Raw genomic sequence first — 24728 nt, forward strand, 5'->3', positions numbered from 1 at the left:
CCGGGTCTGGGTACTACAAATCCCTTGTGAATCGATGATTTGCAAGGGATTTTTATTTTATAAGGGATACTTAAAGTTTTGTTTGATGTTAATGAATAGACGTTGGAATTGTTGAATAGAGTTATGGGGATTGTGGATACGCTTCTTTTTTGTGTGCTACAATCGGTTGCTGGGCCTTCATTTTACGCAAACGGGTGATGAGGTGGCGGAAAAGACGTGCTACAAGTTCGGGGTGAGAGGGAGCAAGGTCGTGATTCTCGGAGAGGTCGGTTGAGAGGTCATAAAGCTCTTTATTCCCTGTAAGATACGAATAGATTAGTTTCCACTTTCCCTCACGAATAGCACAGTTGAGGCTGATGCCCAGTCCTTCACCATCCCATATATTAGGATAGTTCCACACCAGTTGACGTTTCTCAAAGCCCTGTTGCCTACCACGAAGTATCGGTGTAATATCTTCACCATCAATAGTCTGTGGCACATGATAGTGCTTGATTCCCGCTATAGAGAGCAGGGTAGGGTAAAGGTCCTCGATGATTATCGGAGTATTTGAACGTGAGTTGGGCTTTACCACGTGGTTCCATTTCACAATGAAAGGCACTCTTATCCCTCCTTCATATAGTGACCCTTTACCGCTCTTGAGTGGTGCATTCTGTGTGTAAAGCTCCCCGTCTCTCCAATAGGACGATGAGGCAAGTCCTCCGTTATCACTCATAAAGATGATAATCGTCTCTCGCTTGAGTCCAGCCTGCGCCACCCAGTCCATGAGGTCGCCCAAACTTTTATCCATTCCAGCAATCAACGAGGCGTAGGCAGCCTCCTTCTCCGATAGTCCACGTGCACGATAGGTGGGATAGAAACGCATATCTCGGTCGATGGGAACGTGTACGGCATAATGAGACATATATAGATAGAACGGCTGGTCATACTTTTTCGCCTTCTCCAAAGCCGCTATCGCCTCCCGTGTAAGGGCTTCAGTCGCAAAGATGCCAGTCCCCCAATAACGTTCCAAGCCAGGTATTGCGAAGGGAGATGTGGGCTTCCCATCCTTAGTAAAGCCATAGTTACGCTCACTGAGATAGGTTGCTAAGCCACCAGCAGCAGTACCAGTTATGTTTGTATCGAAACCAAAGTGGCAGGGATTCTCACCTGGAGTATCAATCGCACCCCAGTGTGCTTTCCCACAGTGTATGGTGTGATAGCCCGCATTCTTTAGTAGTTGTACAAAGGAAATCGCCTTTGCTGTATGCCCCACATTACCACTCTGCGCAATACCATTGTAATTCCAATCAGGTAGTGTGACCCCATCTCGCTTCCCATCTGTCATCTGGTCGCGATGCAAGGTCCAATTCGTTACCCGATGCCGTGCCATATTCATACCAGTCATCAAGCTACATCTTGAGGGCGAACTGATAGGTGTTGCGTACGCATCTGTGAACATCATCCCCTCTGTAGCAAGTCTTTCCATATTCGGGGTGTCGTATTTTCGATTATTAGCAGTAATCGAATCGGCAAAAGGAAGGGACGTATCCTGCCATCCCATATCGTCAACCATAAAGAAGATAATATTGGGCTGCGACTTTACTTGTTGTGCATTAGCTGGAAGGAGAGCCCCTATTGACATCAACGAAGCCGTTACGAACAGGGGAGAAGGGCGTCTCGTGAAATGGAAGAGATAGGTATTCTTCATTGTTGATAATTATTGCTTGGGTTCTTAGTCATGCTACAAAGTTAAAAAGAAAGTAGGTAACAACAACATAATTTTACGATGTTATTAAAAAAATATAAGACTTTTATGTCCTATTCAGAATAATTTTCTATCTTTGCACGTGGTCTTTATTCCAAATTTTCAAGTTATTACCAATAGGCAGTATAACGATTTCTATCTATTTTATCTTCAGATGGTAAGCTATTTAAAAACAATCCGTTCGCTGGTTACAGTACTTCTTTTCACGTGCTGTACGGCTTATGCTCAGGCACAACAATGGGACGATAAGATTCTTATCTCACAATGTGACGAACAATACACATTGACTTTTGATGGTGATAAACCTATTGTAAAGAACATAGAGAAAATCACTTATCAGTCTAATTCAGTGACGAAAGTAATGCCAGAAACCACGGTCTTCTATGGAGAATTTATCTCTTTGGATAATATCTCGGGGCATGGTCAGAAGCAATATACGAATGTCACTCCTGAAAATGTGTTCTACGACGATACGAAGGCATGCACCCTTCAAGGTGAGATAAGTAAGAAAGGCAAAACAAGCAGTGCTTCCTTCGAGCGCACCTTTAAGGATATTAAGTATTTCACACGTGTTTATTTGCTCGAGGACTATTTCATTCAGCACAAGACACTGACCATCACTATTCCTAAGAAGTTGGCTGGTTATAGGCTTAAAGAAATGAACTTTGAGGGTTATAACATACAGGTTGCACATGAGTCAACGCCTACGGATGAAGTTTACCGCTATACCATGACGAACTGCAATCGTATGAAAGAGGATCCGCACATGCCTCCTTCTTCAAGTGTCTATCCTTATCTTTTAATTATCGGTCCCTTTGCTGATGTCAACGACTTGTACAGCTGGTCGATGAAAATGGCTGACGTAGATTGCAATATACCTAATCTTCAGTCACTCTTAGCCGAGATTAATAAAACAAGTAAGACTCCCGAAGACCGCATAAGCAACACTTATCGATGGGTGCAGGACAACATCAGATATATAGCCTACGAAGCCGGAATAGCCGGACATTGCCCAGATACACCTGCCGAGGTGCTCCGTAAGCGTTATGGTGATTGTAAGGGAATGGCGTTACTGCTCACTACCTTACTTAAAGCACAGGGTTTCGATGCTCGTTGGACAGATATAGGAACGGAGGAGATACCCTTTAAGATGAGTGATGTCCCTACTCTTGCAAGTGCCGATCACGTGATTTGTACGCTCTTATATAAAGGTAAGACTTACTTTATTGATGCTACTTGCAAGCACATCCCATATACTTATACTCCGCAGCACATACAGGGCTCGCAAGCAATGATTGCCAATGGCGACCGCCCAAGACTTGAGATTGTGCCCGTCAGGAAGCCTGATGAGTCTATTGATAGCCTCTCTTACAATTATCAACTACAAGGAGATGCACTTGTGGGAACGGCAACCTACATGACTCGAGGCGATATGAAGGAATGGTTTATGACGGTTTCTGACAAGGCTGGGAGCAAACATAACGATGATTTACTTGCCAATAATCTTAATTCAGACACACATAATATGACGGTATCTGACGTGAAATGGATGGATGATGATCCTCGCCACGAATGGGGAAAGTTTACTGGTAACGTTGTTAATAAGCCTGCTGTGCAACAGGCTGATGGTGAGTTATATATCGAGATGAGTCCACATAATAATCTCTTCGATGCTCGCATTGATACCACACAACGCACGCATGATTTCTATTTACCAGTTCGATGCAATGTAGTTAGGCAAGCTGTGCTAACCATTCCTGCTGGTTATCGTGTAGATTACTTACCTTCTTCAGCTACTTTTAATACTCCAGAGGGTACGTTCACCTGTCAATTTGTGCAGAATGGGAACGTTATCACTTTCCGTCAAAAGATGCAAATAAACAAAAGGCAAATCCCATTAAAGAACATACCACAGTGGAATGATGCGCTAAGGAAGTGGACGGATGCTTGTAACGAGCAAGTTGTCTTGAAGCGAAGATAGCCTTTTCTTCGTTCGTTTTAACTGCTATTAATTATTATCAATACATATAATTATGAAAAAGCTAATCACATTGCTACTCCTCACCATCATAACTCTTCCTATGATGGCATTCGATGATGAGGACTATCAAAAGTTTGCACGTGAAGTGAAAGCGGAGGTCTGGAAGAAGGATCTCCCACAATTCAACAATCGTACAGTACCGGAAAAGTATAATAAAGAGTCGGCTGTTGTCTTGGCGAGATATGAGGAGATTGGAGTCGACTATAGTAACCGCTTCAGTGCTCTTAGCCTTGGTAAGGTGAAGCAATGTACGGGCACTCATCTCGTCCGTAACCTTGTGAAGATTAATGATAAGGCTGCTTTGGACAAGTTCTCTACCTTTGAGTTCCGCACCTACGACTATTCTCTCAATAATGGACTATGGCGTAACGACCGCCGAACAGTGCTCGGTGTACGTGTTATCAAGCCTAATGGAACGATTAAGGAAGTAGAAGAGAAGGATTATCAAGACGATAACGAAGGGAAGAAAGGAGAAGAGAAACATGCAAAGCTTGGTGTTCCTAATCTGCAAGTAGGCGACATGATTGACTACTTCTACTATGACTATGACAAGTTAAGAGAGGAGAATATTGACCCAATAGTGTTCTTCTTTGGTGGTCAATATCCTATCCTTGATTATCAGGTTCATTGCTCTATTGATAAGGACTTATGCACTCAGTACCGCACAATGAATGGTGCTCCTGATTTTAAGCAAGGTGCTGACAAGGATGCTGTTGTTCTTGATGTTCGTGAGAAGAATATCGATAAGACTATGCCCGATTACGCTTACAATCCATTGGCGCAGACACCTTATACAATGTTATTCATCAATGCGGACGTAGTTTTAGAGTACATTCCAAAGAGCATGAAGGTCAAAGGTTTGCAGGCAAACCCCGATGCGAAGGTCATTCAAGAGGACGCTTGGACACTCTGGGATGTGACTACTAGCAAGTGGACATTCTATAAGATGTTCAACAAAGTGATTGATGAAGCGAAGAAAATCAGCGATCCAACAGAGAGAGCAAACTATGTCTACAATTTCGCTATGTTGAACACCTTGGTGCATAATAATCCTTATTTCTCCTACAGGAACTTTGGTTCTGTATTCGCATTCCTACTTGATAAGCTCAAAGTACCCTACTCACGTTTGTTGGTAACTAACCGCATGACCGAACCTATTGGGCAGTTGGCGAATATCTGGAATGTAACAGATGGATTCATGTTGAGTAATGGTCAGTGTTATTTTCCTCTAAGTACTCGATACGTCACTACGGCTAACACCATTCCATCTATCTATCAGAACCGAGACGCTGTGGCTACTGATGCCAAGAAGAAGTTCCAAAAAGGACCTTTTAGAAACGTGACAGTGCCGGGTAGTCAGGCGAAGGATAACACGGAGAAGGTGGATATTGATGCTACTATCGATGGTATCTTGCTGAACATCAAACGCCAAGATGCAACCACAGGATGCGACAAGGAAGGTAACATCATGGACTATACTTCAGCCGAGCAGATGGCTCAGGCATGGGGTGCTGACTATGGCGTAACAAAGTTCGCACAGCTTTATGACAAGGGATTAAACGTTGCTGACCAGCGAGCAGCAGAACGTGCAGAGCAAGATAAGAAATCTATTGCAGATAACTTCAGCGATGAGATTAAGGGATATCACGACCGTGCAGCAGTGAAAGTGAATGACACTAAGGTGCTCTCATGCGGTGAGAAGGATAAACCCTTTACTTATCTTGTAGATTACCAGATGGATGGTCTGGTCAAGAAAGCTGGTCGCAACCTTGTAGTCTCTGTCGGTCAGCTTGTCGGTCAACAGGTTCATATAGAGGGAGCAGAGCGTCAGCGCAATGTAGATATTATCTATCCTTACCCAAGAACCTACTCTGTTACAGTACGTCTGACCATTCCTAATGGTTATACAGTATCTCCCGAAAGCTTGCAGAAACTCAATTCTAATGTAGATAATAGTGCAATATCCTTTACATCAAAGGCTTCTGTCGAGGATGGTAAACTATTAATGACTTTCGAGAAGGTGTATAAGCAGTACCGAGTGCCAGTTTCTCAGTGGTCAGACGTGTTATCTGCTCTTGATAAAGCATACGATTTCAATAGCTTACAAGTTATTTTGAAGAAGTAATCAAAACTCTCTCACGCTTCTCATAGAACCCTTCCCATTCTCTCTGAAGGGGAAGGAGATTCTAACGAATGTTAGCTTGAAAGAGGAGAATGAAACCTTAATATGGCGGACAGATACCCAAATCTATCCGCCTTTTTGTTGTCTCGTCTACCTCACAATATTCTATATAAGATATTTCCAAAGAGCCAATACGCCTCTTTTTGAATAAAGTCTTGTCGATAGAGGGAGATGTGAGGCACCCCTCTCCCTCGTTCCGTTTTCTCAAGTAGATTTATAAGCAGTTGTTGAGTAATCTACAAATCGGCTTGGAGAAAGGCGTAGACATCCTTCACCAGGTTAAACCAATAAAGATAGTTCCTCTACCAAATAAAGTTAAGCATGTTGTCTTTGTCTTTTTCTATTTATGTCCCCAGGAGGCCGTATTCTATATCTTTTAAATTGCAGAGTAATTCTTCTTTACTTTTGATACATCTCCCTAACATCTTCCTAATTAGGTGGTGTTACTATGTCTTAACACCTATTTAAATATTATGTGATAGATATGTTTGCCAATATCTCTTAGATAGATATCTTTATGTCACCTAATTAACAGTATCCTAAATCCAAGGAGTGTTGTAGCACGCTTGCGAGCTATCGGATACGACAGAGGTGTCCGATGCGGGTATGATGTTATTCTTTTCTAATCGTTTGAGGTAACTCCATCGAATGTTTGGGTCTTCTAATTCAAGTCTTCTTGCCCTACTCATATTCAGAAACTCTTCCTCCTTCTCCAGCCCAAGATAGTTTCTTCCCAACAAGTTTGCGGCTATGCCTGTTGTAGCACTCCCACTAAAGGGATCGAGAATCCACGCATTAACTTCAGTACTTGCCTGAATTAGTCTTGCTAATAGGCCTAATGGTTTTTGTGTAGGATGCTTTCCACATGTCTTTTCCCATATCCCAATGGCTGGTAAGTGCCATACATCTGTCATCTGTTTATTCCCATTTAGTTCTTTCATTAAGGCATAGTTAAAGTAATGGGGTACTTTTGAAGATTTACGCGCCCAAATAATAAACTCAGTAGAGAATGTAAAATAACGACAAGAAATATTAGGTGGAGGGTTCGTTTTAGCCCATGTTATAACATTCAATATCTTGAATCCTAATTTTAATAACTGTTGTTGTACACTGAAGATATTATGGTGTGTACCTGATATCCATATCGTGGCATTGTCTTTCATGTGCTCACGTACAACAGAAAGCCAGCGCAGATTGAAAGCATCCAACTCTTCTGGTGTAGTTGGTTTGTCCCAAACACCCTTATCCACACAGACTATCTTGCCACTCTGATAGCTGATACCGCCACCTGACAGGAAGTAGGGAGGATCCGCAAAGACCATATCAAAGCCAAACTTAAACTTTGATAATGTTTCAACACAATCACCTTGAATAAGTGTGAAATCGTTGTTTGGTGATTTATAAAAGGATGAGATCATTCTTTAATAAGCTTCAGAAAATCACTTATACTTGTTAGGTTATAGACGCTGGGGATGATGTTATATGCTTCATGAAGTTTAGTTCTTGCATCCTTCCAGCCAATACCATCAGTAATCCATACGAACTCAAAGTTTGGAACTGAATTTACTTTTGGTGCAATGTCAGTATATGCACGAGCAACTTCGTTTAGTTTTGAGCCTCCTCCGCTATAGAAGTTTACTTCTATAAGATAAGTCTTTTGATGTGCTTCTATTACAAAATCAAAGCGCTTCTCATCATCTCCTAAAACTCTTTTAATGTCTGTCCATTCTTTAGAATACACTTCTTTTCGATAAGTGATATTGTTGTCATCAAATATCTTAGATATCATGTTCTCCATAACATGCCCACTTCTATTTTTACGAGCATTACTATCAAGACCTGTTTCGATGCCGAAGACGTAATCAACAAGGTTCTTTATCCTTCCTTCTTTTAGTATATGAGCAAGTCCAGTGTCCTCTAAATACTCAACAACACTATCCACGCTTTCAAAGAAACTGTTAAGAGCAACGCACTCTCCATTGGCGTTAAGCACCTTCTTCTGCCCATTACTACGAACAGCAATGAGGATATCTAAGATGTTGAAAGCCGTTTTGTCTCGTTCCCAAATCGTTTCAACACTTCGTCGAAGGTCGTTTGTTCCTATGAGACTATTCAGCATACATAGGCTTAACTTTATGTTCTCAACATTATTAGATATTTTATCAAAATCGCAGAAGAAACCTAATGTTTGGTTTGTTTCCCGTAGTTGAGACATGAAAGTCCCAAAGTTTTTCTCCATATTCATTATGATTAAGTTAGACGATATGCGTTTTTACGTTTGCTTCTCTTTCCTGTCTTAAGTTTTCGATGTAGCTTACTTTGGAGGTGTTGGCCTTAGTGTTCAAATAATTGTGTACTAATATCTCTGTTAGTTTTCCTCTTTTATGAGGGTTGGAGTTAATACTTCTTGAAGCTACGAGGCGTTCTATTGAGTAAGATCTATAAAGATTATCAAAGAAATTGTCGTCTCCGTTCATTCCTTTACAGTCTGAATTGCTAAGCATAAATTTATGGCCAGCATCATGAATCTTATCACAATATTCTTTTAATCTTACCTGAGCGTTATCATTAAAAGCCTCTTTTGTATAATCGTTAAAACTGGAAGTGTTACTTAAAGGGCGATAGGGTGGGTCAAAATAAAAGAGAGTCTTGCCTTGAGCATAGTCAAATGTTGCCTCAAAGTCAGCATTGATAATCTCAACCCGTTGTAACAGTTCGCTATCTCTTCGAATGGTATTAGGATCGCAAATAGTAGGATTTGCGTATTTCCCAAAGGGGACATTGAATAGACCTCGCTTGTTTACGCGGTAGAGTCCATTAAAGCAAGTCCTATTGAGGAAAAAGAATAATGTCGTATTCTCAACTGCTTTTAAGTCCTTCTGATTGTAGCGTTCACGCATGTTTAGGAAGAATAATTTACGTTCCTCCTCTGTTTTAAGGTCCCGATAAGTGTTTTCTATTTCGTACAATGCTTCTATTAATTGCTCTGGTAGGTCTCTAACCGTTTGATAACAGGTACAGAGATCGCTGTTGATATCATTGATGATAGCATGTTGAATACAAGGATAACGCTGTAACATATAGAAGAGCATGGCTCCTCCACCTACGAATGGCTCTATGTATGTAGCATTCTCCCAATTATCAAAGTCAGCTGGAAGCTGTGCTTCAAGTTGTTCAATGAGTTGGGTCTTACCGCCAACCCATTTGATAAATGGCTTTGCTTTAAACATATTATTTATAGTTTACTTGAGTAGACAAAAATACAAAAAAACTATGAAGAAGCCATATTTATTCAGATGAAAATAAGAATAATGTGTGATTACGGGGATGATTGAAAGGCTGTCATTCGTCTTTAATCATCTTACTATTATTACTATTTAATCGGATAGTCGACTGTCTCTGATTTTGTTTTATTTATTGTTTGGTTATCCTCCTTGTATGTTGCATCCCTCCATGGCCTAAATAGCCATCTACAACTTTGTTATTAGTGGTACTGTCAAGGGCCTTTTAAGAAATATAAGAGCTTAGCCCAAGTTTAACCGGCAAAATTATTTTTCATAAATTTTCGGGATATTTTGTGTAGTATCAATTTGATAAATAATTGATAATCAAACATAGGGTATTGTAACGAGGAGTAAAATCTGATTTGTAGGACACAGCCATATCAAAATTATTTTGTTACTTTGCACTCATGCACGCAAATGTACAGACACGATTCAACCCTGTAACAGGCGACATGGCTCCTTATTATCGCATCAAGGAGTCATATCGTGACGTGCAGGGTCATGTACATTCGCTAATTTTGTTAAACATCGGGTTCGAACCTTCACTTACTGCTGTACAGGTTCGAAAAATTGCATACGCTCTTACCAAACGCTTCAAAACAAGAAATACACCCTCGCTTTTCAAAGAGCGTCTTGAAGAACTTACTCCTATTGAACAGGCAAAGGCTGACGAATGGTGGATCCGTATGGAGAAAGAAGGTGGAATCGATCGGTTTAATAAGGAAGAGCAGAAGTCGCTGAGAAAATATGAGAACTATATTGACCTTGAGACGGCAAACTATACTGACGCAAGGGATGTCGGTGCTGAGTGGCTCTGCAAGCAGACAATCGACAAGCTGCAATTAGAGGGTTTTCTGCGCAAAAACGGCTGGACGGAGAATACGATACACACGGCTTTGTCAGCATTGATTGTCCGTACGGTATATGCAGTTTCTGAACGTTCATCTTATTATTATTTGCGCGATAACTCGGCTGCTGGCGAACTTTACAGTGGAGTTCCTGGCTGGACACCAGGAATCAATTCTCTGTATAAAATCACTGACAAGTTATATGAACTAAAGGAACAGTTAGAGCGTCATCTGTGCAGCGTTACTGACGATCTCTTTAATATAGACAACAAGTTGATGCTCTTCGACTTAACCAACTTCTATTTCGAGGGTAGCAAGCGTAATAGCGATAAAGCCAAGTTCGGTCGTTCAAAAGAAAAACGCTCTGACTGTAAGCTACTTGTACTTGCATTATGTATCAATAAAGAAGGTTTTATACGTTATTCTTCAATCTTGGAGGGTAATACAGCAGATCCCAAGTCTCTACCCAATATGATTGATACGCTGGCAAAGAGAAATCCATCACGAATCAAGGATACGCTCGTTGTCATGGATGCAGGTGTTGCCACGGAAGAGAACTTGGAGCTAATAAAGAAAAAGGGTTACAATTATCTCTGCGTATCCCGTACGAAAATGAAAGACTATACGCTCAGTGATGATAATAAGAGCGTTACGGTAATGGATGCCCGTCGGCAGAAGATAACGCTGAAAGAGGTTAAGACAGAGGATGATAAGGATTATTATCTCGAAATAACATCTCCTTCGAAAGCTATGACAGAGTCGTCCATGAACAGAGTCTGGAGAGAGCGTTTTGAGATGGAACTGCAGAGGATAAACGATGGAATTTCCAAGAAAGGTGGAACAAAAACCTATGAAAAGGTTGTTGAACGTACAGGACGTGCCATACAGAAGTACCCTTCTATAGCGAAGTTCTACCAGATAAGCTACATAAAAAATGAGAAGAAACCCAAGCAGATGCTACGTGTAGACTGGGAGATAAAAGACCTCTCAGCAATGGAATCTGGTCATGGAGTCTATTTCCTCCGCAGCAATGTCAGGACACTTTCTGAGCGTGTGACATGGGAATACTACAATCTCATTCGCGAGATAGAATGCACGAACAGACAACTAAAGAATGATCTCAACCTCCGTCCAATCTATCATCAGAAAGATGAGCGAAGCGACGCACACCTTTTCTTCGGTTTATTAGCCTACTGGGTGGTAAACACCATCCGTTGTCAATTAAAACGGGAAGGAGAATCCTGTTACTGGACCGAGATAGTACGACGTATGAGCACCCAAAAGCTTGTCACCACACAAGGGAAGAATCCATTAGGTGAAACCATCGAGATGCGCCAATGCAGTAGTCCTTCGAAACAAGCAAAACAGATATACGATAAGTTGAACTTAAAACACTCACCATTCAAAAAGAATAAAATTTGTAGGACACAGAGCCCATAAGAAAAACGATGAAAGCACGGTGACAGTTAGATTAGGCGAAAGTGGGTGTTAAACTTGGGTTAGATAAGGGATATTTTGCATCTTAAGAATATAAAGAGACCATGGCGGTTTCGTTGTGCTTAACCTTCTTCTTAGAATTATTTTCATGAAAAGAAATATTTTTTCTCACGTAAATAAATATTTTTTTTCATGAAGAAAATTATTTTTTTTCATGAAAATAATTCGAGAAGGGGATGGGGGGATGAGGTGGAACAGGGATGGGAGGCTAATGAACGATGGCTTTTATACTAATAAAAAACGCTTGTTACCGTTTTTGAGTAGTGCATTATTCTACTATTAAAAGCGCTTGTTTCTTTTCAGAGTTAGCGCATTGTTCTACTATTAAAGGCTCTTGATTCCTTTTAGAAATAGCGCCTTGTTCTACTATTAAAGGCTCTTGATTCCTTTTAGAAATAGCGGTTTGGTCTACTATTAAAAGCCCTTGATTCCTTTTAGAAATAGCGGCTTGTTTAACTTAAAAAAACTTGCTTATGTCTTATTGTAGCGTTTTTTTTGCGTTTATGGTATGTTTTAGCTATTGAAATTCGTATCTTTGTTGCTGATTATATATGTAATCTTATGAAACTAAGTATCTTTGATAATACTCTTCCTTTGTGGTTAAGAAGGGTCTCATGGGTATTCCTTACGCCTGTTCCGATTGCTCCATTTGTCTTTATTTGGACTATAATGAACTATGACGGACCTACTAATGAATTGGAGAGAATTGGTATGCTCCTTCTCTTCAATAGCTATTCTCTATGGCTTATTGGAGTAGTTCAGTTGGGAGCTGTTCTGTATCGACGCTATCATAAGGTGCTCATCTCGATTATTCCGCACGCCATTCTTGTGTTGATTATAGGCTTGTTGATAACCTGGTTAGCGCTTCGTCCTGTAGCTCCTTCTACGTTGGATGGGTATAGATATACGATATATCGTGATACACCAGCTGCTGAGCTTGCCACAGCAGTAGAGGATAATGACACTATGGAGATCGATCGTATCTTATCCAGTCAGCCAAAGTTGGTGAACTTCCAAGATACGCTTTATGGGCAGAGTATGCTGAGGTTTGCTTGTTTGGATGGGAATGTAGCTACAGTGAAGAGCTTATTGCGATATGGTGCCAACCCAAATCTCAGTAACTGGTATGATGGTAGGACGCCTTTGATAAGCCTTTGTGAAATTCCTAATCCATCTGAGGAGCAACTCAAGATAGCGGAGATATTACTGCAACATGGGGCTACGGTGAAACCAATAAAATCTTACTTGAAAGATTTTAAGCGCCTACCAGATTCCGAAGACGATACTATCAGTTTGGCTCCATTGGACATGGCAGCAGGAAGAGGGTCGCTTCCAATGGTGAAGTTATTGTTGAAACATGGTGCAGACGTAAATTATCAAGAGTACTACACGGCTAATGATAGCACTTACAAAAGCTATTCAGCTGTTACGATAGCAATGATCGGTAGGCGTTATGAGGTTGTTACTTATCTTTTGGAGCATGGTGCTAATCCTTTTCTGACGTTCTATGAAGACAATGAGACCTTGTTGTCCATGATTGAGAAGAGTCTTAAAGACCCAAGGATTAGCCCCTACGATAGGGAGCAGACGGAGAAAATCAAGCATGTGATTATGACCTACAAAGGGCGTTCATATTAATTGAGCGTTTTAGTTGAGGCTTGTTAGGGGATGAGAAGATGTTGAAGAGGCGTATTAAAAGTATTAATCTGTAAAAGAAAAAGCCACCTTTGGTGTTGATAGATAAACAGTTTGCTGATGGATAAGATAAGACTTACACTCGTATTAATGCTGGTGATGTTAACTGTCGTTACTTGTATTCACCCGATTTATCCGAATGAACAGGTGCTACAACATATCGGTACAGTCTTGTTATTGGTACCTCTGACCACCGATGTGTTTAGGAAGCGGTTGCCAATGTCAGCCTTTATCGGTATTAGTTGTTTCACGATTCTTCATGTTATAGGTGCCCGTTACATTTATTCCTACGTCCCCTATAAGGAGTGGGCAGTCTCATTAGGTTTGGTAGAAAGAGGTTTCTTTCATGATCCACGCAATCACTACGACCGGTTAGTGCACTTTTCATTTGGTGTGTTGTTCTTTCCTTATTTTGTTTATGTTTGTAGAAAGTGGGTAAAACAATCATCTATTGTAGCTGTTTTCATGGCGTGGTTGATGGTTCAGACGGGTAGTATGATTTACGAACTATTTGAGTGGCTACTGACGATCGTCATGTCTTCGGATGTAGCCGACAATTATAACGGACAGCAAGGAGACATGTGGGATGCACAGAAGGACATGGCTATGGCATTAGTGGGGTCTACGAGGATGCTGATGACATATATGTTGCGTTGTGTAATAGTGCGTAGGAAGTAGGGTGGAAAGTGGCCTAACGGCAGGTTGATGAAGGTCCTAATATGGATAAGAAAGTCAGGACAAGGGAGGAGTATTGGCATTTATAGATGTCATTTTGACGTAATTTATGTATAAATCCTTGGGAAATCAGCCTTTTTTTCTTACCTTTACACCAAATTTGAATAACGTAGATTATGAGTTACAACTTATTAAAAGGTAAAAGAGGTATTATTTTTGGAGCCCTCAATGAGAAGTCTATCGCATGGAAAGTAGCTGAGAGAGCCGTTGAGGAAGGTGCAGTAATCACTTTGTCAAATACTCCTGTTGCAGTGAGAATGGGTACAGTAAATGCACTGTCAGAGAAGTTGAACTGCGAGGTTATCCCTGCTGACGCAACCAATGTAGAGGACTTAGAGAACGTGTTCAAGCGCTCTATGGAAGTGTTGGGGGGTAAGATCGACTTCGTTCTACACTCAATTGGTATGTCACCAAACGTGCGCAAGCATCGTACATACGATGATTTGGACTACAATCTGCTTGATACAACACTCGATATCTCTGCTGTATCATTCCATAAGATGATACAGAGTGCTAAGAAGTTGGATGCTATCAACGAGTATGGTTCAATCCTTGCTCTCTCTTATGTGGCTGCTCAGCGTACCTTCTACGGCTACAATGATATGGCAGATGCTAAGGCTTTATTGGAGAGTATAGGCCGTAGTTTCGGCTACATCTATGGCCGCGAGAAGCATGTACGTATCAATACCATCTCTCAATCACCTACAATGACAACCGCAGGGTCTGGTGTTAAGGGTATGGATAAGCTCTTTGACTTCGCCGATCGTATGTCTCCATTGGGTAACGCAAGTGCTGATGAGTGTGCAGACTATTGTATCGTGATGTTCTCAGACCTCACTCGTAAGGTTACAATGCAGAACCTCTATCATGATGGAGGCTTCTCTAATGTAGGTATGAGTCTACGTGCTATGGCCACATACGAGAAGGGTCTTGATGAATATAAGGACGAGAACGGTAATATAATATACGGTTAACAACCTCTAACTAAGTCCTACAAAGAAGGAATAGAACCTACGGGAGGTAGTTTAGATAGGCAATTTCTCTAACCTCCTCCGATGGTAGGAAGCGACTAACGAAAGCCCGTTAGGGTGAGAGGCTGTCTGCTTCACTTTTCTAAAAGGGAAAGGGCTTGGAAAAAGTGTAATGTATAAGAAAAGCTTCAGTAGGCTGAGACTTACTGAAGCTTTTTGTTTTCTTTTATTGACGTATAACCTTGGTGGGAGTTTGCTTGTTAGTTCAGAGGAAAAGAGAATAGGGTTCTTTCTCTGTTGGGTGGACTGAGTTAGGTGTCTCAATAAGGGTTGCTCTTTTTAAAAGAAGGCTGAAAAAGGCTCATAAGTAAGGGTTACCTGGCTTTTAGAAGGAGCGAAATAAATTTTTAATTAATGGTTTCTCCTCTTTCAAGAAGGGTGAAATGGGATCTATCAAACTATTTGTGTTTAGTTCTTGGCTACGCTTAGTAAAGGTTGAGATGAGCTTCTAAGCCATGTCTTTCTCCCTTTCAGAAGAGTGGGATGAGGGCTTATTTCCTTCCAAAGTCGGCAGGTATCTCCCCCCACATCTTTGTTTCCCACTTTATAATAGGTGTCGTTATCTTATGCGTTTTGAGCCAGTGTTCAGCGCGGGCGATGACCTGGTGGAGTTGTTCTGTACCTGCGTTACGTACGAGAGTGGTCTTACAACGCTTTTTGTTCACCCATAAGATGGCATTATAAGAGTCGCTGTAAATGACTTTGTCCTTGATTCCCTGTTTCTCCATCAACGCCAAGGCATGAACAATAGCAAGGAATTCACCAATATTATTCGTCCCCATTACCGGGCCAAAATGGAATACTTGTTCTCCTGTCTGTAGGTCAACACATTGATACTCCATAGGTCCTGGATTACCAGAACAAGCGGCGTCAACAGCCCAAGAGGGACATTGCACCTCAGGTGGCAACGGCAATACGGTATCGTTGCGGTAGGTAGGAGGGTTTACAAGTTGGCTCATTGAATTTGCTGTTTACTGCAGTTGTTGTTTGTTGTTCTTTGATTCCAAAGCCATTGTAGTTTGTTTTCTCTTATTTATTACTCCCTACTAATGGTTCTTACTCTTTGTTATAAGTAAATCAAAAGAGGGGGTACAGATTAATAAACTATTGTGTAGTAAGCTTTCTACAAGGTATATTAATCTATAACCCCATTAGGTCTCCCCGTCCTTGGAAGGGTCGGAGAGATAGTTTTACATCCTCTCTGGTACCTCAATACCAAGTAGTGCCATACCGTTCTTGATAACTTTAGCTACGTTCTTAGCAAGCATCAAGCGGGTAATCTTCTCTGCTTCGGTGTCTGCATTGAGTATGCTGTAGTCATGATAGAACTGGTTAAACTCCTTGGTGAGCTCATAGCAGTAGTTTGCTATACCACTTGGACTATAGTCAACACCTGCCTGTGCGACAGCAACACTAAAGTCGTTGAGCTTTTGGATGAGTGCTTTCTCCTTCTCATTGAGCGGTGCATCATCGCTAAGGGATGTTGGTAAGGTGATATTCTGTGCTTCGGCCTTACGAAGAATACTGCGAATACGTGCATAGGTGTACTGAATGAAGGGGCCAGTATTACCATTGAAGTCGATAGACTCCTCTGGGTTAAATAGCATGTTCTTACGTGCGTCGACCTTAAGGATGAAGTATTTCAAAGCTCCCAGACCCACGATACGTGCAATCTCGTCCTTCTCCTCCTCTGTAATACCTTCCAGTTTGTTCACCTTATCTTCGCTAAGTGTCTTCGCATTCACAATCATTGAGGCTACAAGATCATCCGCATCGACAACCGTACCCTCACGACTTTTCATCTTGCCGTTCGGTAGTTCGACCATACCATACGAGAAGTGAACAAGGTCTTTACCCCATTTAAAGCCCAAGCGGTCCAAGAGTATGGATAGAACTTGGAAGTGATAGTTCTGCTCATTACCCACGACATAAATCATCTTGTCGATAGGAAAGTCGTTGAAGCGCATCTCTGCCGTACCAATGTCCTGTGTCATGTAAACTGATGTACCGTCTTTACGCAGCAAGAGCTTCTGGTCCAAGCCTTCATCTGTTAGGTCGGCCCATACTGAGTTATCGTCTTTACGGATGAAGAGCCCCTTTGCAAGACCTTCTTCCACCTTCTTTTTACCAACGAGGTAGGTGTTTGATTCGTAGTAGATCTTGTCGAAACCGACTCCTAACGCCTTATAAGTCTCATCGAAACCAGCGTAAACCCAGTTGTTCATCATCTCCCACAAACCACGTATCTCAGGGTCGTTATTTTCCCATTTCACGAGCATGTCGTGTGCTTCCTTAATCAGTGGAGCCTCTTGTTCAGCCTTTTCTTTCGCCTTATCGGCCGTCATACCTGCTTCTTCATACTGCTTTTGCAGTTGCTGACACTCCTCTTTAAAGTGCTTATCGAATAGTACGTAGAAGTCACCAATCAAATGGTCGCCTTTCTTACCAGCCTTTTCTGGTGTGATACCATTGCCCCACTTCTGCCAAGCCAACATAGACTTACAGATGTGGATACCACGGTCATTAACGATATTCGTCTTTACCACCTTGTTACCGTTAGCCTCCATAATCTGTGCCAACGACCAACCGAGCAAGTTGTTACGTACATGTCCGAGGTGGAGAGGCTTATTAGTGTTAGGTGAAGAGTATTCAATCATCACCAAAGGACTCTCCTCTGTCACCGGCTTCTCGCCAAACTTTTCGTCAGCGTTAATGTCGTTCAACAGACCCGTCCATGCTGCTTGTGCAATAACAAGGTTAAGGAAACCCTTAACAACGTTGAAATCAGCCACAGCCTTGCAGTTCTTCTTCAAGTATTCACCTATATCTTGTGCCGTGTCCTCGGGCTTCTTGTGTGAAGTCTTCAGTAGTGGGAATGTTACGAGTGTGAGGTTACCCTCAAAGTCGCTGCGTGTTTTCTGCAACTGAATCATCTTCTCTGGGACTTCTGTCCCATATAACTCCTTGACAGCTGCAAGTGCAGCAATGGTAATTTGCGCTTCTATCTTCATCTTTTATTACTTTTTATCTGTTTGCAAAGTTACGGAAAATCAGTTGAATAACGGCAGGAGGAAGCTTGTTAATTCTCATTTCGTAAATTAGATGCCGTAATTAGGCTTACTTTTAAGCCAAAACACGTATGTTGTAGATTGTTATAACGAGTCCTACCCACTTTCTCCATTAGGTTTATATGTGGTTGTGTAACTCCTTTCTGATACTAACTTACAACAGAGTTGATAATCTACAAGATGCCTTTTAATCCTCAGCACTATTAGAGACTATGCCCCACATCCTTTGTGCATATCTACAACAAGAAATGTTACCATATATCCTTTTTCCTCACCTTATCTATCCCCACGTATAGTATCCACCCTTCTCTTTGAGATAGTCAATGAGTTCCTCAAAGAGTTGGTTCTGTCTTAATGTCGATTCATTACCTGTTAGAATTAGCTGTTTGCGGGCTCTCGTGATAGCAACATTCAGTTTACGGTCAATAGGCAAACCATCTTCATAGAAGGTGTTGGCCGTTAGGAAGTCAAGTTGATAGCGACTTTGAATAGTGAACGAATACAGGATAATATCACGCTGGCTACCCTGATAGCGTTCAACAGTGTCTATACTGATTTCTTCAAGTTCGTGAATACCAAGTTTCTCTATCTCCTTTCGTATCATTGCAATCTGATTTCTATAAGGCACAATGACCCCAACAGATTTCTGTGCATCGAAGTCCTTGCCAAGTTGTCGGTATAGTCGTTTAAGTAGATCAGTGATGATACGAGCCTCCTCCATGTTTACCTTCTCTGATATATTCAGTTGTCTACAAGGTTTTGAAGGGATGAATATCATACGATGCGCCTTTAACAGCTCGTCAGTTTCGTCTTCGCTTGCTTCGTTGTAGGCTAATGTTTCTTCCAACTGGTGGGCTAATGGAACACACTCCAACCGTTCTTTAGCATAGAACTTACGATTGGCAAAATCGGCGATAGCGGGGTGCATGCGTCCTTGCTTGTGTAGTGTACCAATAAAATCAGTTCTTCCAGCTACCCGTTCGGTAAGGATAAGTCTCTCAAACAAGGAATTAGCACAGGATAAGAGATGGATGTCTTTGAGAATCTGATGGCTCTCGTCCATCTCTAAAGAGTCTTGTTGCTGCACCACCGCAGGCAGTTGTTTATGGTCGCCTATTAGTATAAACCGATCTACTGCACGCTCTTCTCCATGTCGGGCAGACAGTAGTCCAATCACATTAGGCTCTAATATCTGACTTGCTTCATCGATGATAGCGAGGTCAAAATGCTTGATGTTAAAGAGCGAAGCATTACTGTTCATTGTAGAGGTAGTGGCTACTACGATGCGAGCAGCAACCAAGGTAGACTTGATACTGTTGAGGGTTGCATTCTCATCTAACACCTCCTTCAATAGATGGTCGCTGTATTTCGGATCACAACTGAACTCGTTACCTATGCGGATGTAGTCGAGTTTGTTCTCTGTCAGCATATTACAAACCTCATCGACAGCACGATTTGTATAAGCAAGGAGGAGGATGGATGGTTGGGGGGTGGGTGTTGAGTGTTGGGTGTTGATGGTTTCTGATGGGTTGTTAGGCATAGAAACATTCGTTATACAAGCTGCTGATGATTGCGAATAGATGTTGCCAGCCAGCTCTTCACGCACAAGGAACTGCAGAGCCTGTGAAGTCTTACCCGTACCAGGAGGACCGATTAGAAGAAAATAGTCCTGTGCTTGCTTTGCTTTCAAGACGATTTCGTCATAATCGGGGTGGTAGCTACGAGACAAAGTAAGCGACTTGTCGCTGCGTGGCGCACGTTGTCCTAAAAGTAGCTGACGCCGTTCTTCACTTGAGGTGATGAAGGTGTGTAGACTTCTGATAGCCGATGTACCACCGATGTCACTCCCCGCATGTTCAATGGCGAAGTAGTCTCCGTTGATGAGGTTAGGGTTTTGCTGTCCGTCATTGAGGTGTACAACAAGTTTGTCACCGTGTATCTCCTGTAGAGAACCTTTGAAAAGAATACTCTTCCTGACGTCAGGAGTCTCCTTCTTCTTGTATGCATAGAGGTAAATCATGTCTCCTCTGCGAAAGTTAGGGAGGAAGTCTTCACCCTGTTGAGGCACGGAGAGCGTGATAGTATCGTATCCGTTGAACGAGTTGCTACGCTCTTTCTCGATGATAGTCAGACCTGTATATATGTTACCCGTCTCTTTCTTCTCCGCAAGCGGCATGTTCCAAAGGTCGGCATTGCTACTCCCAACGCCCTCTTGCACACCCACTTTAGAAACCAACTGTTCCTTGATAACGAAAGTCATCATACGTGTGAAATAAGCTCTTTCGAGGTCGCTGAGCTGATGGAGTGGTGCCAGTAATGCTATGAGTGGTGGTAGGAGATAACGTTTATAGAAATCATCATCATGCTTCTCAGTGTTCAGTGTTTGCGGAGTAAGCAGTGGTAATATCTTTTCAAAACCATTTTCTGCCATCCAGAACTCCGTTGCCACAGCTTGGTTACGGAAGCGAATAGCCTCACGTATCAGTTTTTGCAATGGTTCAACCTCAAGTAGTCCGTCAGGTAGAGGATACTTAGAATACAACAACTCGATGTGTGTGTTCTTCGGACTGAGTTGGAAATTATATTGCAGAATACCATAGTAGAGCAACAACTGCACGTAGTGTTTCTCTACATGAAGCGACCCATGCTCATTGCGACTCTTTCTTTCAATAAAGTAATTCTTGCCCGACTTCTGTTCAACAAGCAGTTTTAAGTCGGTCGTCATAAGGTCTACACGCCCCTGTATGCCTAACCGCTCGCATACAAACGATGGTTCGAGGATAGCTTTCTGGCGGTCGAAACTACGGAAGATTTCGTCTACAATCTCCTTGATGTTCTCTACCTGTCGTTCAGCGTCTTGTTTGAACGATGCTGCATCAAAGCCAGGACAGGTGGCATAGTCCAATGCCTTCTCTCTAAAGTTAGACCTAAAGGTGTCTTTAATGTCGTATTCTGCAGGATGATTGATGATATCATCGAGGGCAGAACCAGCAAAGTTACCCAATAGAAAATACTTGTTACTGAGACGAGGACTAAGTCGGTTGACGGTGAAGAGCAACGGATGATGTCCGTAAGACTCAAAACAGTTGGCAATGGTAGAGATGTCTATGAGATAGTCTGGCTCAACAACGACAAGACGTGGTACTACCTTCTTGCGTGTGACAGTACAGTCAAGAAGGTTCAGTTGCATCCCTTCGCGTAGCAAAGGGCGTAAGTAGCTGAAGTCGATATACTCTGGTGTGTCCATATAGTCTACTGTCAGGAGCTCTTCGCTACTGTCCTGATTGGTTACAGCTACTTGAATTGTCTTGTCATCCCACTCTCTTACGATACAGCGGATGTATCGATAATTCATTATCTGTATGTTCTCTGTTGTGCGTCCACGTGCAGGAATCATCTTAACAAGGAACGAAGGGATAGCTTCCTGTACGACTGCAGAGACGAAGATTGCCAAGGCACGACAGTCGTAGGCCACGTCGTCGGGTAGGATGGGGGCCGTAGAGTTACTATGCCTACGCATTTTCTGTATTGCTACAATGTCATGTGGAGCTATATGATGTTGTCTACATAGCGACTCCACCTGCGACGACAGGTTACCGAAACCATGTCGGGTATTTTTCAATCCTTCGTGACAAGCAATGACAAGTGTCTCGTGCATGATGAGAGCCTGCGTTTCAGAAGGTGCCGAAAGGATGTCGGCAATACGTGCAAAGAGTTCGTGTGCCATGATGAGAGAGTTTCCTTAGTACGCTGAACGTGTATGACGTGTATTCTTACAGAGCGTGGAGATTGATTTGCTGGGTTATGTTTTGAGTGGGTGTTATTGCTTTGTTGTCAGTTTGCTATGCGCTTTATCTATTGCAGAGAGTCCTCTGTCGTGAATTATTTTCATGAAAAGAAGAATTTTTTTTCATGAAGAAAAATATTTTTTTTCATGACAAGAAATATTTTTTTTCATGAAAATAATTCGAGGAAGATTGACCGTTTTGCTCGCTTACTGTCCTCCTAAGCGTTCAAAGAAAGTGATAATTTCCTCCCAAGTCTTGAACTCTTCGCTACCAAAAAGCAATGTTGTTCCGAGGAAATCATCGTGTTCTTTACTACTGATAAGGTAGTCGCCATAGAGAAGCTGCGGCTGGTTGGTGAAGATAGCATGGTTCCAAGCAGGTGCACTGAAGGTGTCCTCTATCCATGCTTGCTGTTCGGTGATTGCAGATGGGTTGTTTGTCGGTGCTGGACAGGCAAAGAATACGTTGTAGTTATCGAGCAAGAACTCGTAAGCCTTGTTCAGACTCGACTTCGGTTTGCCGTATCCATCAGCGAGCGTGTTCTGGTCTATGAGTACAGTTCGCCGTTCGCGTCCCTCCTGTCGGTCGTCAATCCATCGGATGACGGGCATTAGGTAGTGGTAAACAGCCTTCTCGATGAGTCGGTGTTCACCATGAAAACGAATCGCTTGAGGGTAGTGCTCGCTGAAAAGGTCGAAGGTATGGACAACGGGATCAGCGTCGCCAAAAAGTCCGAAGACACGTTGCTGCTCCTCTTCCGTCACTTGAGAGAAGCACTTCTCGGTTATCTCTTTGTATTCCTTAACCAATGCTTTGGTGACGATAACCTCCTGTATGCCATCTTGTCGAGGATTTTGAAACACTTGTTTACCCATCATATTGGTCTCGCTGATGGTAGTTCCCATCTGAAAAGCAGGATTTACGCATATTCGATCGACCCCATAAAGCATCTCCGTGTACATTCCTCCCATTGAAGTACCTATGATTAAGTCGGGCTTCTCGGTGTCGACAAGATTGTTTAACAGCTCCATCGCCTCCTCAGGATGTATGGGGAGGTCGGGCGCAATGACTGTAGCTTCGGGCATGTAGTCCCTTAGTATTTGTACTGTGTGACTTGAACCGGCTGACATGAAGCCGTGAACGTAGATAATCTTCTTTCCTACCATGAGGTCAGGAAAGGTCTTTTTATATTGATTTTCCATTGTTTCTGTCTGGGAGTTAAAGGAGTTGAAGGAGTGAAATGGAGTTAAGACAAATGCGTTGTGGGGTGTCTTTATGTTGATATTCCATTGTTTCTTTTTAGGAGTGAAAGGAGTTGAAGGAGTGAAAGGGAGTTAAGACAAATGTCTTGTAGAGTGCTTTAATCCTTTTCCTCTAAGTCCTCTTTGCCTTGTGAAAAGGCTGAAGAGAGGGTTAAACTATGGGAAGACTGATACCGTTTATCTTCTGATAGATATCGAGCGCATAGATGTCTGTCATCCCACTGATGAAGTCGAGCACTGCCATGATACGTGTTTCAAGACAGGGACTTTGGATGTCATACTGACTTGAGAAGCGTCGGATGAGTTGCTGACTATGGAAATGGTCGGGCTCAACAGCCGCTCCGATGAGTGCTTCCATCAGTGTTTCCATAATCTTATAACCTGATAGTTCAACGTCGAGGACCGCTTTACTGCGGTAAATCCTGTCTACTGAGACCTCTGTACAGTGCTTGTAAGCCTGTCGAGGAAGCTCGGATATATGCTTGATAAGCGACCCCTCGAATGTTCCATTGAGTATTTCGTCCTCGTGTTCGACGAAGACATTGACGCACTCGGCCTCTAATAATCCCACAGCACAAGCACGGAAATAAACGACTTGTTCGTTTTGGTCGGTCACCCCCTCGTCCTTTATGCGCTGACGAATACTCTTCTTTGTCGCCTCATCGAAGAAGCCAAGGAGTAAGTCGGCTGTCTCCTCAAACGAAAGGAGCTTGAGTTTATGAGAATCTTCGATATCCATAATCTCGTAACAGATGTCGTCTGCCGCCTCCATAAGGTAGGTTAGTGGATGGCGAACATAACAGATACCTTTCTCCGAGCTATCCTTCTGTATGATACCTAATTCATCAGCAATCTTCTTGTAAGTGTCTTCCTCTGTAGCAAAGAAACCGAACTTGCCGTGTTTGCCAGCGTAGGTAGAACTGAAAGGATACTTGACAATACTCGCAAGGGTAGTGTAGGTCATCACAAATCCACCTTCTCTTCGGCCCAAAAAACGGTGGGTCAGTAGGCGGAAGGCGTTGGCGTTGCCCTCAAAATGGGTGATGTCCTCCCAGAAATGTGGACTGACACGGTCCTTTAAGCTGGCTCCTGGGCCTTCAGTGAAGAATGCTTGCATCGCCTTCTCACCACTATGACCGAAAGGAGGGTTACCCATGTCGTGCGCATAACAAGCTGTCTGTACGATGGTTCCAATCTCTTCAAAGAGCGTTCCACGTAACGTTGGGTGCTTTTCGATGAGTTTTCTTGCTACGTCATCACCCAAGGACTTACCTAAGGAGGCCACTTCCAAGGAGTGAGTGAGGCGGTTGTGCACAAAGACACTGCCTGGTAGAGGGAACACTTGGGTTTTGTTCTGCAGTCGTCGGAAGGGTGCAGAATATATCAGTCGGTCGCTGTCACGCTTGAATTCAGAACGGTCGTCGTGCCGAAGGGCATGTCGCTCTTCCTGTCCGAGACGCTTGTTGGATATTAATTGTTGCCAGTTCATTGCGGTTGATGTTGGTTGATGGGTGTTGAATGTTGGGTGTTGATGAAATGAGCTGATGCTGAGT

Annotated in this window: 15 protein-coding genes; 6 read left to right on the forward strand and 9 right to left on the reverse strand. The window is 42.5% G+C overall.

Features of this window, described 5'->3' with window-relative positions; all coding sequences use genetic code 11:
- Positions 1-121 precede the first annotated feature (121 nt).
- Entirely contained in the window at positions 122-1687 is a 1566-nt protein-coding gene (locus AXF23_RS11190) for a sulfatase (RefSeq protein WP_107625346.1), read from the reverse strand.
- A 211-nt stretch (positions 1688-1898) separates the two neighbouring features.
- Here AXF23_RS11190 and AXF23_RS11195 point away from each other — a divergent pair, with 211 nt between their 5' ends.
- Both AXF23_RS11195 and AXF23_RS11200 read left to right on the forward strand, forming a co-directional pair.
- On the forward strand, positions 1899-3725 hold the full coding sequence (locus tag AXF23_RS11195) for a transglutaminase domain-containing protein (RefSeq protein WP_199222186.1): 1827 nt from the start codon (positions 1899-1901) through the stop codon (positions 3723-3725).
- Between the two features lie 52 nt (positions 3726-3777).
- The gene (locus tag AXF23_RS11200; RefSeq protein WP_107625347.1) at positions 3778-5910 is read left to right on the forward strand and encodes a DUF3857 domain-containing protein; all 2133 of its coding nucleotides are present in this window, start codon (positions 3778-3780) and stop codon (positions 5908-5910) included.
- Between the two features lie 596 nt (positions 5911-6506).
- Here the strand turns inward: AXF23_RS11200 and AXF23_RS11205 are convergent.
- From AXF23_RS11205 to AXF23_RS11215, 3 genes are read right to left on the reverse strand one after another with little or no spacing between them, the layout of a single operon-like run.
- Positions 6507-7385 (reverse strand): DNA-methyltransferase, encoded by an 879-nt coding sequence (locus AXF23_RS11205; protein WP_107625348.1) that lies wholly within the window; start codon positions 7383-7385, stop codon positions 6507-6509.
- Positions 7382-8206: a type II restriction endonuclease gene (locus AXF23_RS11210; RefSeq protein WP_107625878.1), complete on the reverse strand. Its 825-nt coding sequence runs from the start codon at positions 8204-8206 to the stop codon at positions 7382-7384. The genes AXF23_RS11205 and AXF23_RS11210 overlap by 4 nt, the downstream gene beginning before the upstream one ends.
- Positions 8207-8222: 16 nt before the next feature.
- Positions 8223-9197 (reverse strand): DNA adenine methylase, encoded by a 975-nt coding sequence (locus AXF23_RS11215; RefSeq protein ID WP_107625349.1) that lies wholly within the window; start codon positions 9195-9197, stop codon positions 8223-8225.
- Between the two features lie 461 nt (positions 9198-9658).
- Between AXF23_RS11215 and AXF23_RS11220 the strand changes: the two genes are divergently transcribed.
- The 4 genes from AXF23_RS11220 (at position 9659) to AXF23_RS11235 (ending at position 15000) form a co-directional block, all read left to right on the forward strand.
- The gene (locus AXF23_RS11220) at positions 9659-11539 is read left to right on the forward strand and encodes an IS1634 family transposase (protein ID WP_107624702.1); all 1881 of its coding nucleotides are present in this window, start codon (positions 9659-9661) and stop codon (positions 11537-11539) included.
- A gap of 618 nt (positions 11540-12157) precedes the next feature.
- The gene (locus tag AXF23_RS11225; protein WP_107625879.1) at positions 12158-13234 is read left to right on the forward strand and encodes an ankyrin repeat domain-containing protein; all 1077 of its coding nucleotides are present in this window, start codon (positions 12158-12160) and stop codon (positions 13232-13234) included.
- A gap of 117 nt (positions 13235-13351) precedes the next feature.
- Positions 13352-13969 (forward strand): DUF2238 domain-containing protein, encoded by a 618-nt coding sequence (locus tag AXF23_RS11230; RefSeq protein ID WP_199222187.1) that lies wholly within the window; start codon positions 13352-13354, stop codon positions 13967-13969.
- A 173-nt stretch (positions 13970-14142) separates the two neighbouring features.
- A complete protein-coding gene (locus AXF23_RS11235) occupies positions 14143-15000 on the forward strand; it encodes an enoyl-ACP reductase FabI (RefSeq protein ID WP_009012595.1) in 858 nt (285 codons plus the stop codon).
- 548 nt (positions 15001-15548) lie between these two features.
- On the opposite strand, the gene AXF23_RS11240 is transcribed toward AXF23_RS11235, so the two are convergent.
- The 5 genes from AXF23_RS11240 to dgt form a co-directional block, all read right to left on the reverse strand.
- Positions 15549-16016, reverse strand: a complete 468-nt coding sequence (locus AXF23_RS11240; protein ID WP_107625350.1) for an RNase H family protein — start codon at positions 16014-16016, stop codon at positions 15549-15551.
- A 231-nt stretch (positions 16017-16247) separates the two neighbouring features.
- Complete coding sequence (gene argS, locus AXF23_RS11245; RefSeq protein WP_107625351.1) at positions 16248-18068, reverse strand: arginine--tRNA ligase; 1821 nt, start codon at positions 18066-18068, stop codon at positions 16248-16250.
- Between the two features lie 337 nt (positions 18069-18405).
- Complete coding sequence (locus AXF23_RS11250; protein WP_107625352.1) at positions 18406-21852, reverse strand: AAA domain-containing protein; 3447 nt, start codon at positions 21850-21852, stop codon at positions 18406-18408.
- Between the two features lie 267 nt (positions 21853-22119).
- A complete protein-coding gene (locus tag AXF23_RS11255) occupies positions 22120-23115 on the reverse strand; it encodes a YqiA/YcfP family alpha/beta fold hydrolase (protein WP_107625353.1) in 996 nt (331 codons plus the stop codon).
- Positions 23116-23326: 211 nt separating this feature from the next.
- Positions 23327-24664: a dGTP triphosphohydrolase gene (dgt, locus tag AXF23_RS11260; RefSeq protein ID WP_107625354.1), complete on the reverse strand. Its 1338-nt coding sequence runs from the start codon at positions 24662-24664 to the stop codon at positions 23327-23329.
- Between the last annotated feature and the right edge of the window lie 64 nt (positions 24665-24728).

This window comes from Prevotella sp. oral taxon 313, assembly GCF_003043935.1.
GTDB classification, from domain to species: domain Bacteria; phylum Bacteroidota; class Bacteroidia; order Bacteroidales; family Bacteroidaceae; genus Prevotella; species Prevotella jejuni.

Excerpts from the sequence above, each read along its gene's own strand:
- AXF23_RS11190 (WP_107625346.1), bottom strand. The coding sequence starts at position 1,687 with ATGAAGAATACCTATCTCTTCCATTTCACGAGACGCCCTTCTCCCCTG.
- AXF23_RS11195 (WP_199222186.1), top strand. The coding sequence starts at position 1,899 with ATGGTAAGCTATTTAAAAACAATCCGTTCGCTGGTTACAGTACTTCTT.
- AXF23_RS11200 (WP_107625347.1), top strand. The coding sequence starts at position 3,778 with ATGAAAAAGCTAATCACATTGCTACTCCTCACCATCATAACTCTTCCT.
- AXF23_RS11205 (WP_107625348.1), bottom strand. The coding sequence starts at position 7,385 with ATGATCTCATCCTTTTATAAATCACCAAACAACGATTTCACACTTATT.
- AXF23_RS11210 (WP_107625878.1), bottom strand. The coding sequence starts at position 8,206 with ATGGAGAAAAACTTTGGGACTTTCATGTCTCAACTACGGGAAACAAAC.
- AXF23_RS11215 (WP_107625349.1), bottom strand. The coding sequence starts at position 9,197 with ATGTTTAAAGCAAAGCCATTTATCAAATGGGTTGGCGGTAAGACCCAA.
- AXF23_RS11220 (WP_107624702.1), top strand. The coding sequence starts at position 9,659 with ATGCACGCAAATGTACAGACACGATTCAACCCTGTAACAGGCGACATG.
- AXF23_RS11225 (WP_107625879.1), top strand. The coding sequence starts at position 12,158 with ATGAAACTAAGTATCTTTGATAATACTCTTCCTTTGTGGTTAAGAAGG.
- AXF23_RS11230 (WP_199222187.1), top strand. The coding sequence starts at position 13,352 with ATGGATAAGATAAGACTTACACTCGTATTAATGCTGGTGATGTTAACT.
- AXF23_RS11235 (WP_009012595.1), top strand. The coding sequence starts at position 14,143 with ATGAGTTACAACTTATTAAAAGGTAAAAGAGGTATTATTTTTGGAGCC.
- AXF23_RS11240 (WP_107625350.1), bottom strand. The coding sequence starts at position 16,016 with ATGAGCCAACTTGTAAACCCTCCTACCTACCGCAACGATACCGTATTG.
- argS (WP_107625351.1), bottom strand. The coding sequence starts at position 18,068 with ATGAAGATAGAAGCGCAAATTACCATTGCTGCACTTGCAGCTGTCAAG.
- AXF23_RS11250 (WP_107625352.1), bottom strand. The coding sequence starts at position 21,852 with ATGGCACACGAACTCTTTGCACGTATTGCCGACATCCTTTCGGCACCT.
- AXF23_RS11255 (WP_107625353.1), bottom strand. The coding sequence starts at position 23,115 with ATGGAAAATCAATATAAAAAGACCTTTCCTGACCTCATGGTAGGAAAG.
- dgt (WP_107625354.1), bottom strand. The coding sequence starts at position 24,664 with ATGAACTGGCAACAATTAATATCCAACAAGCGTCTCGGACAGGAAGAG.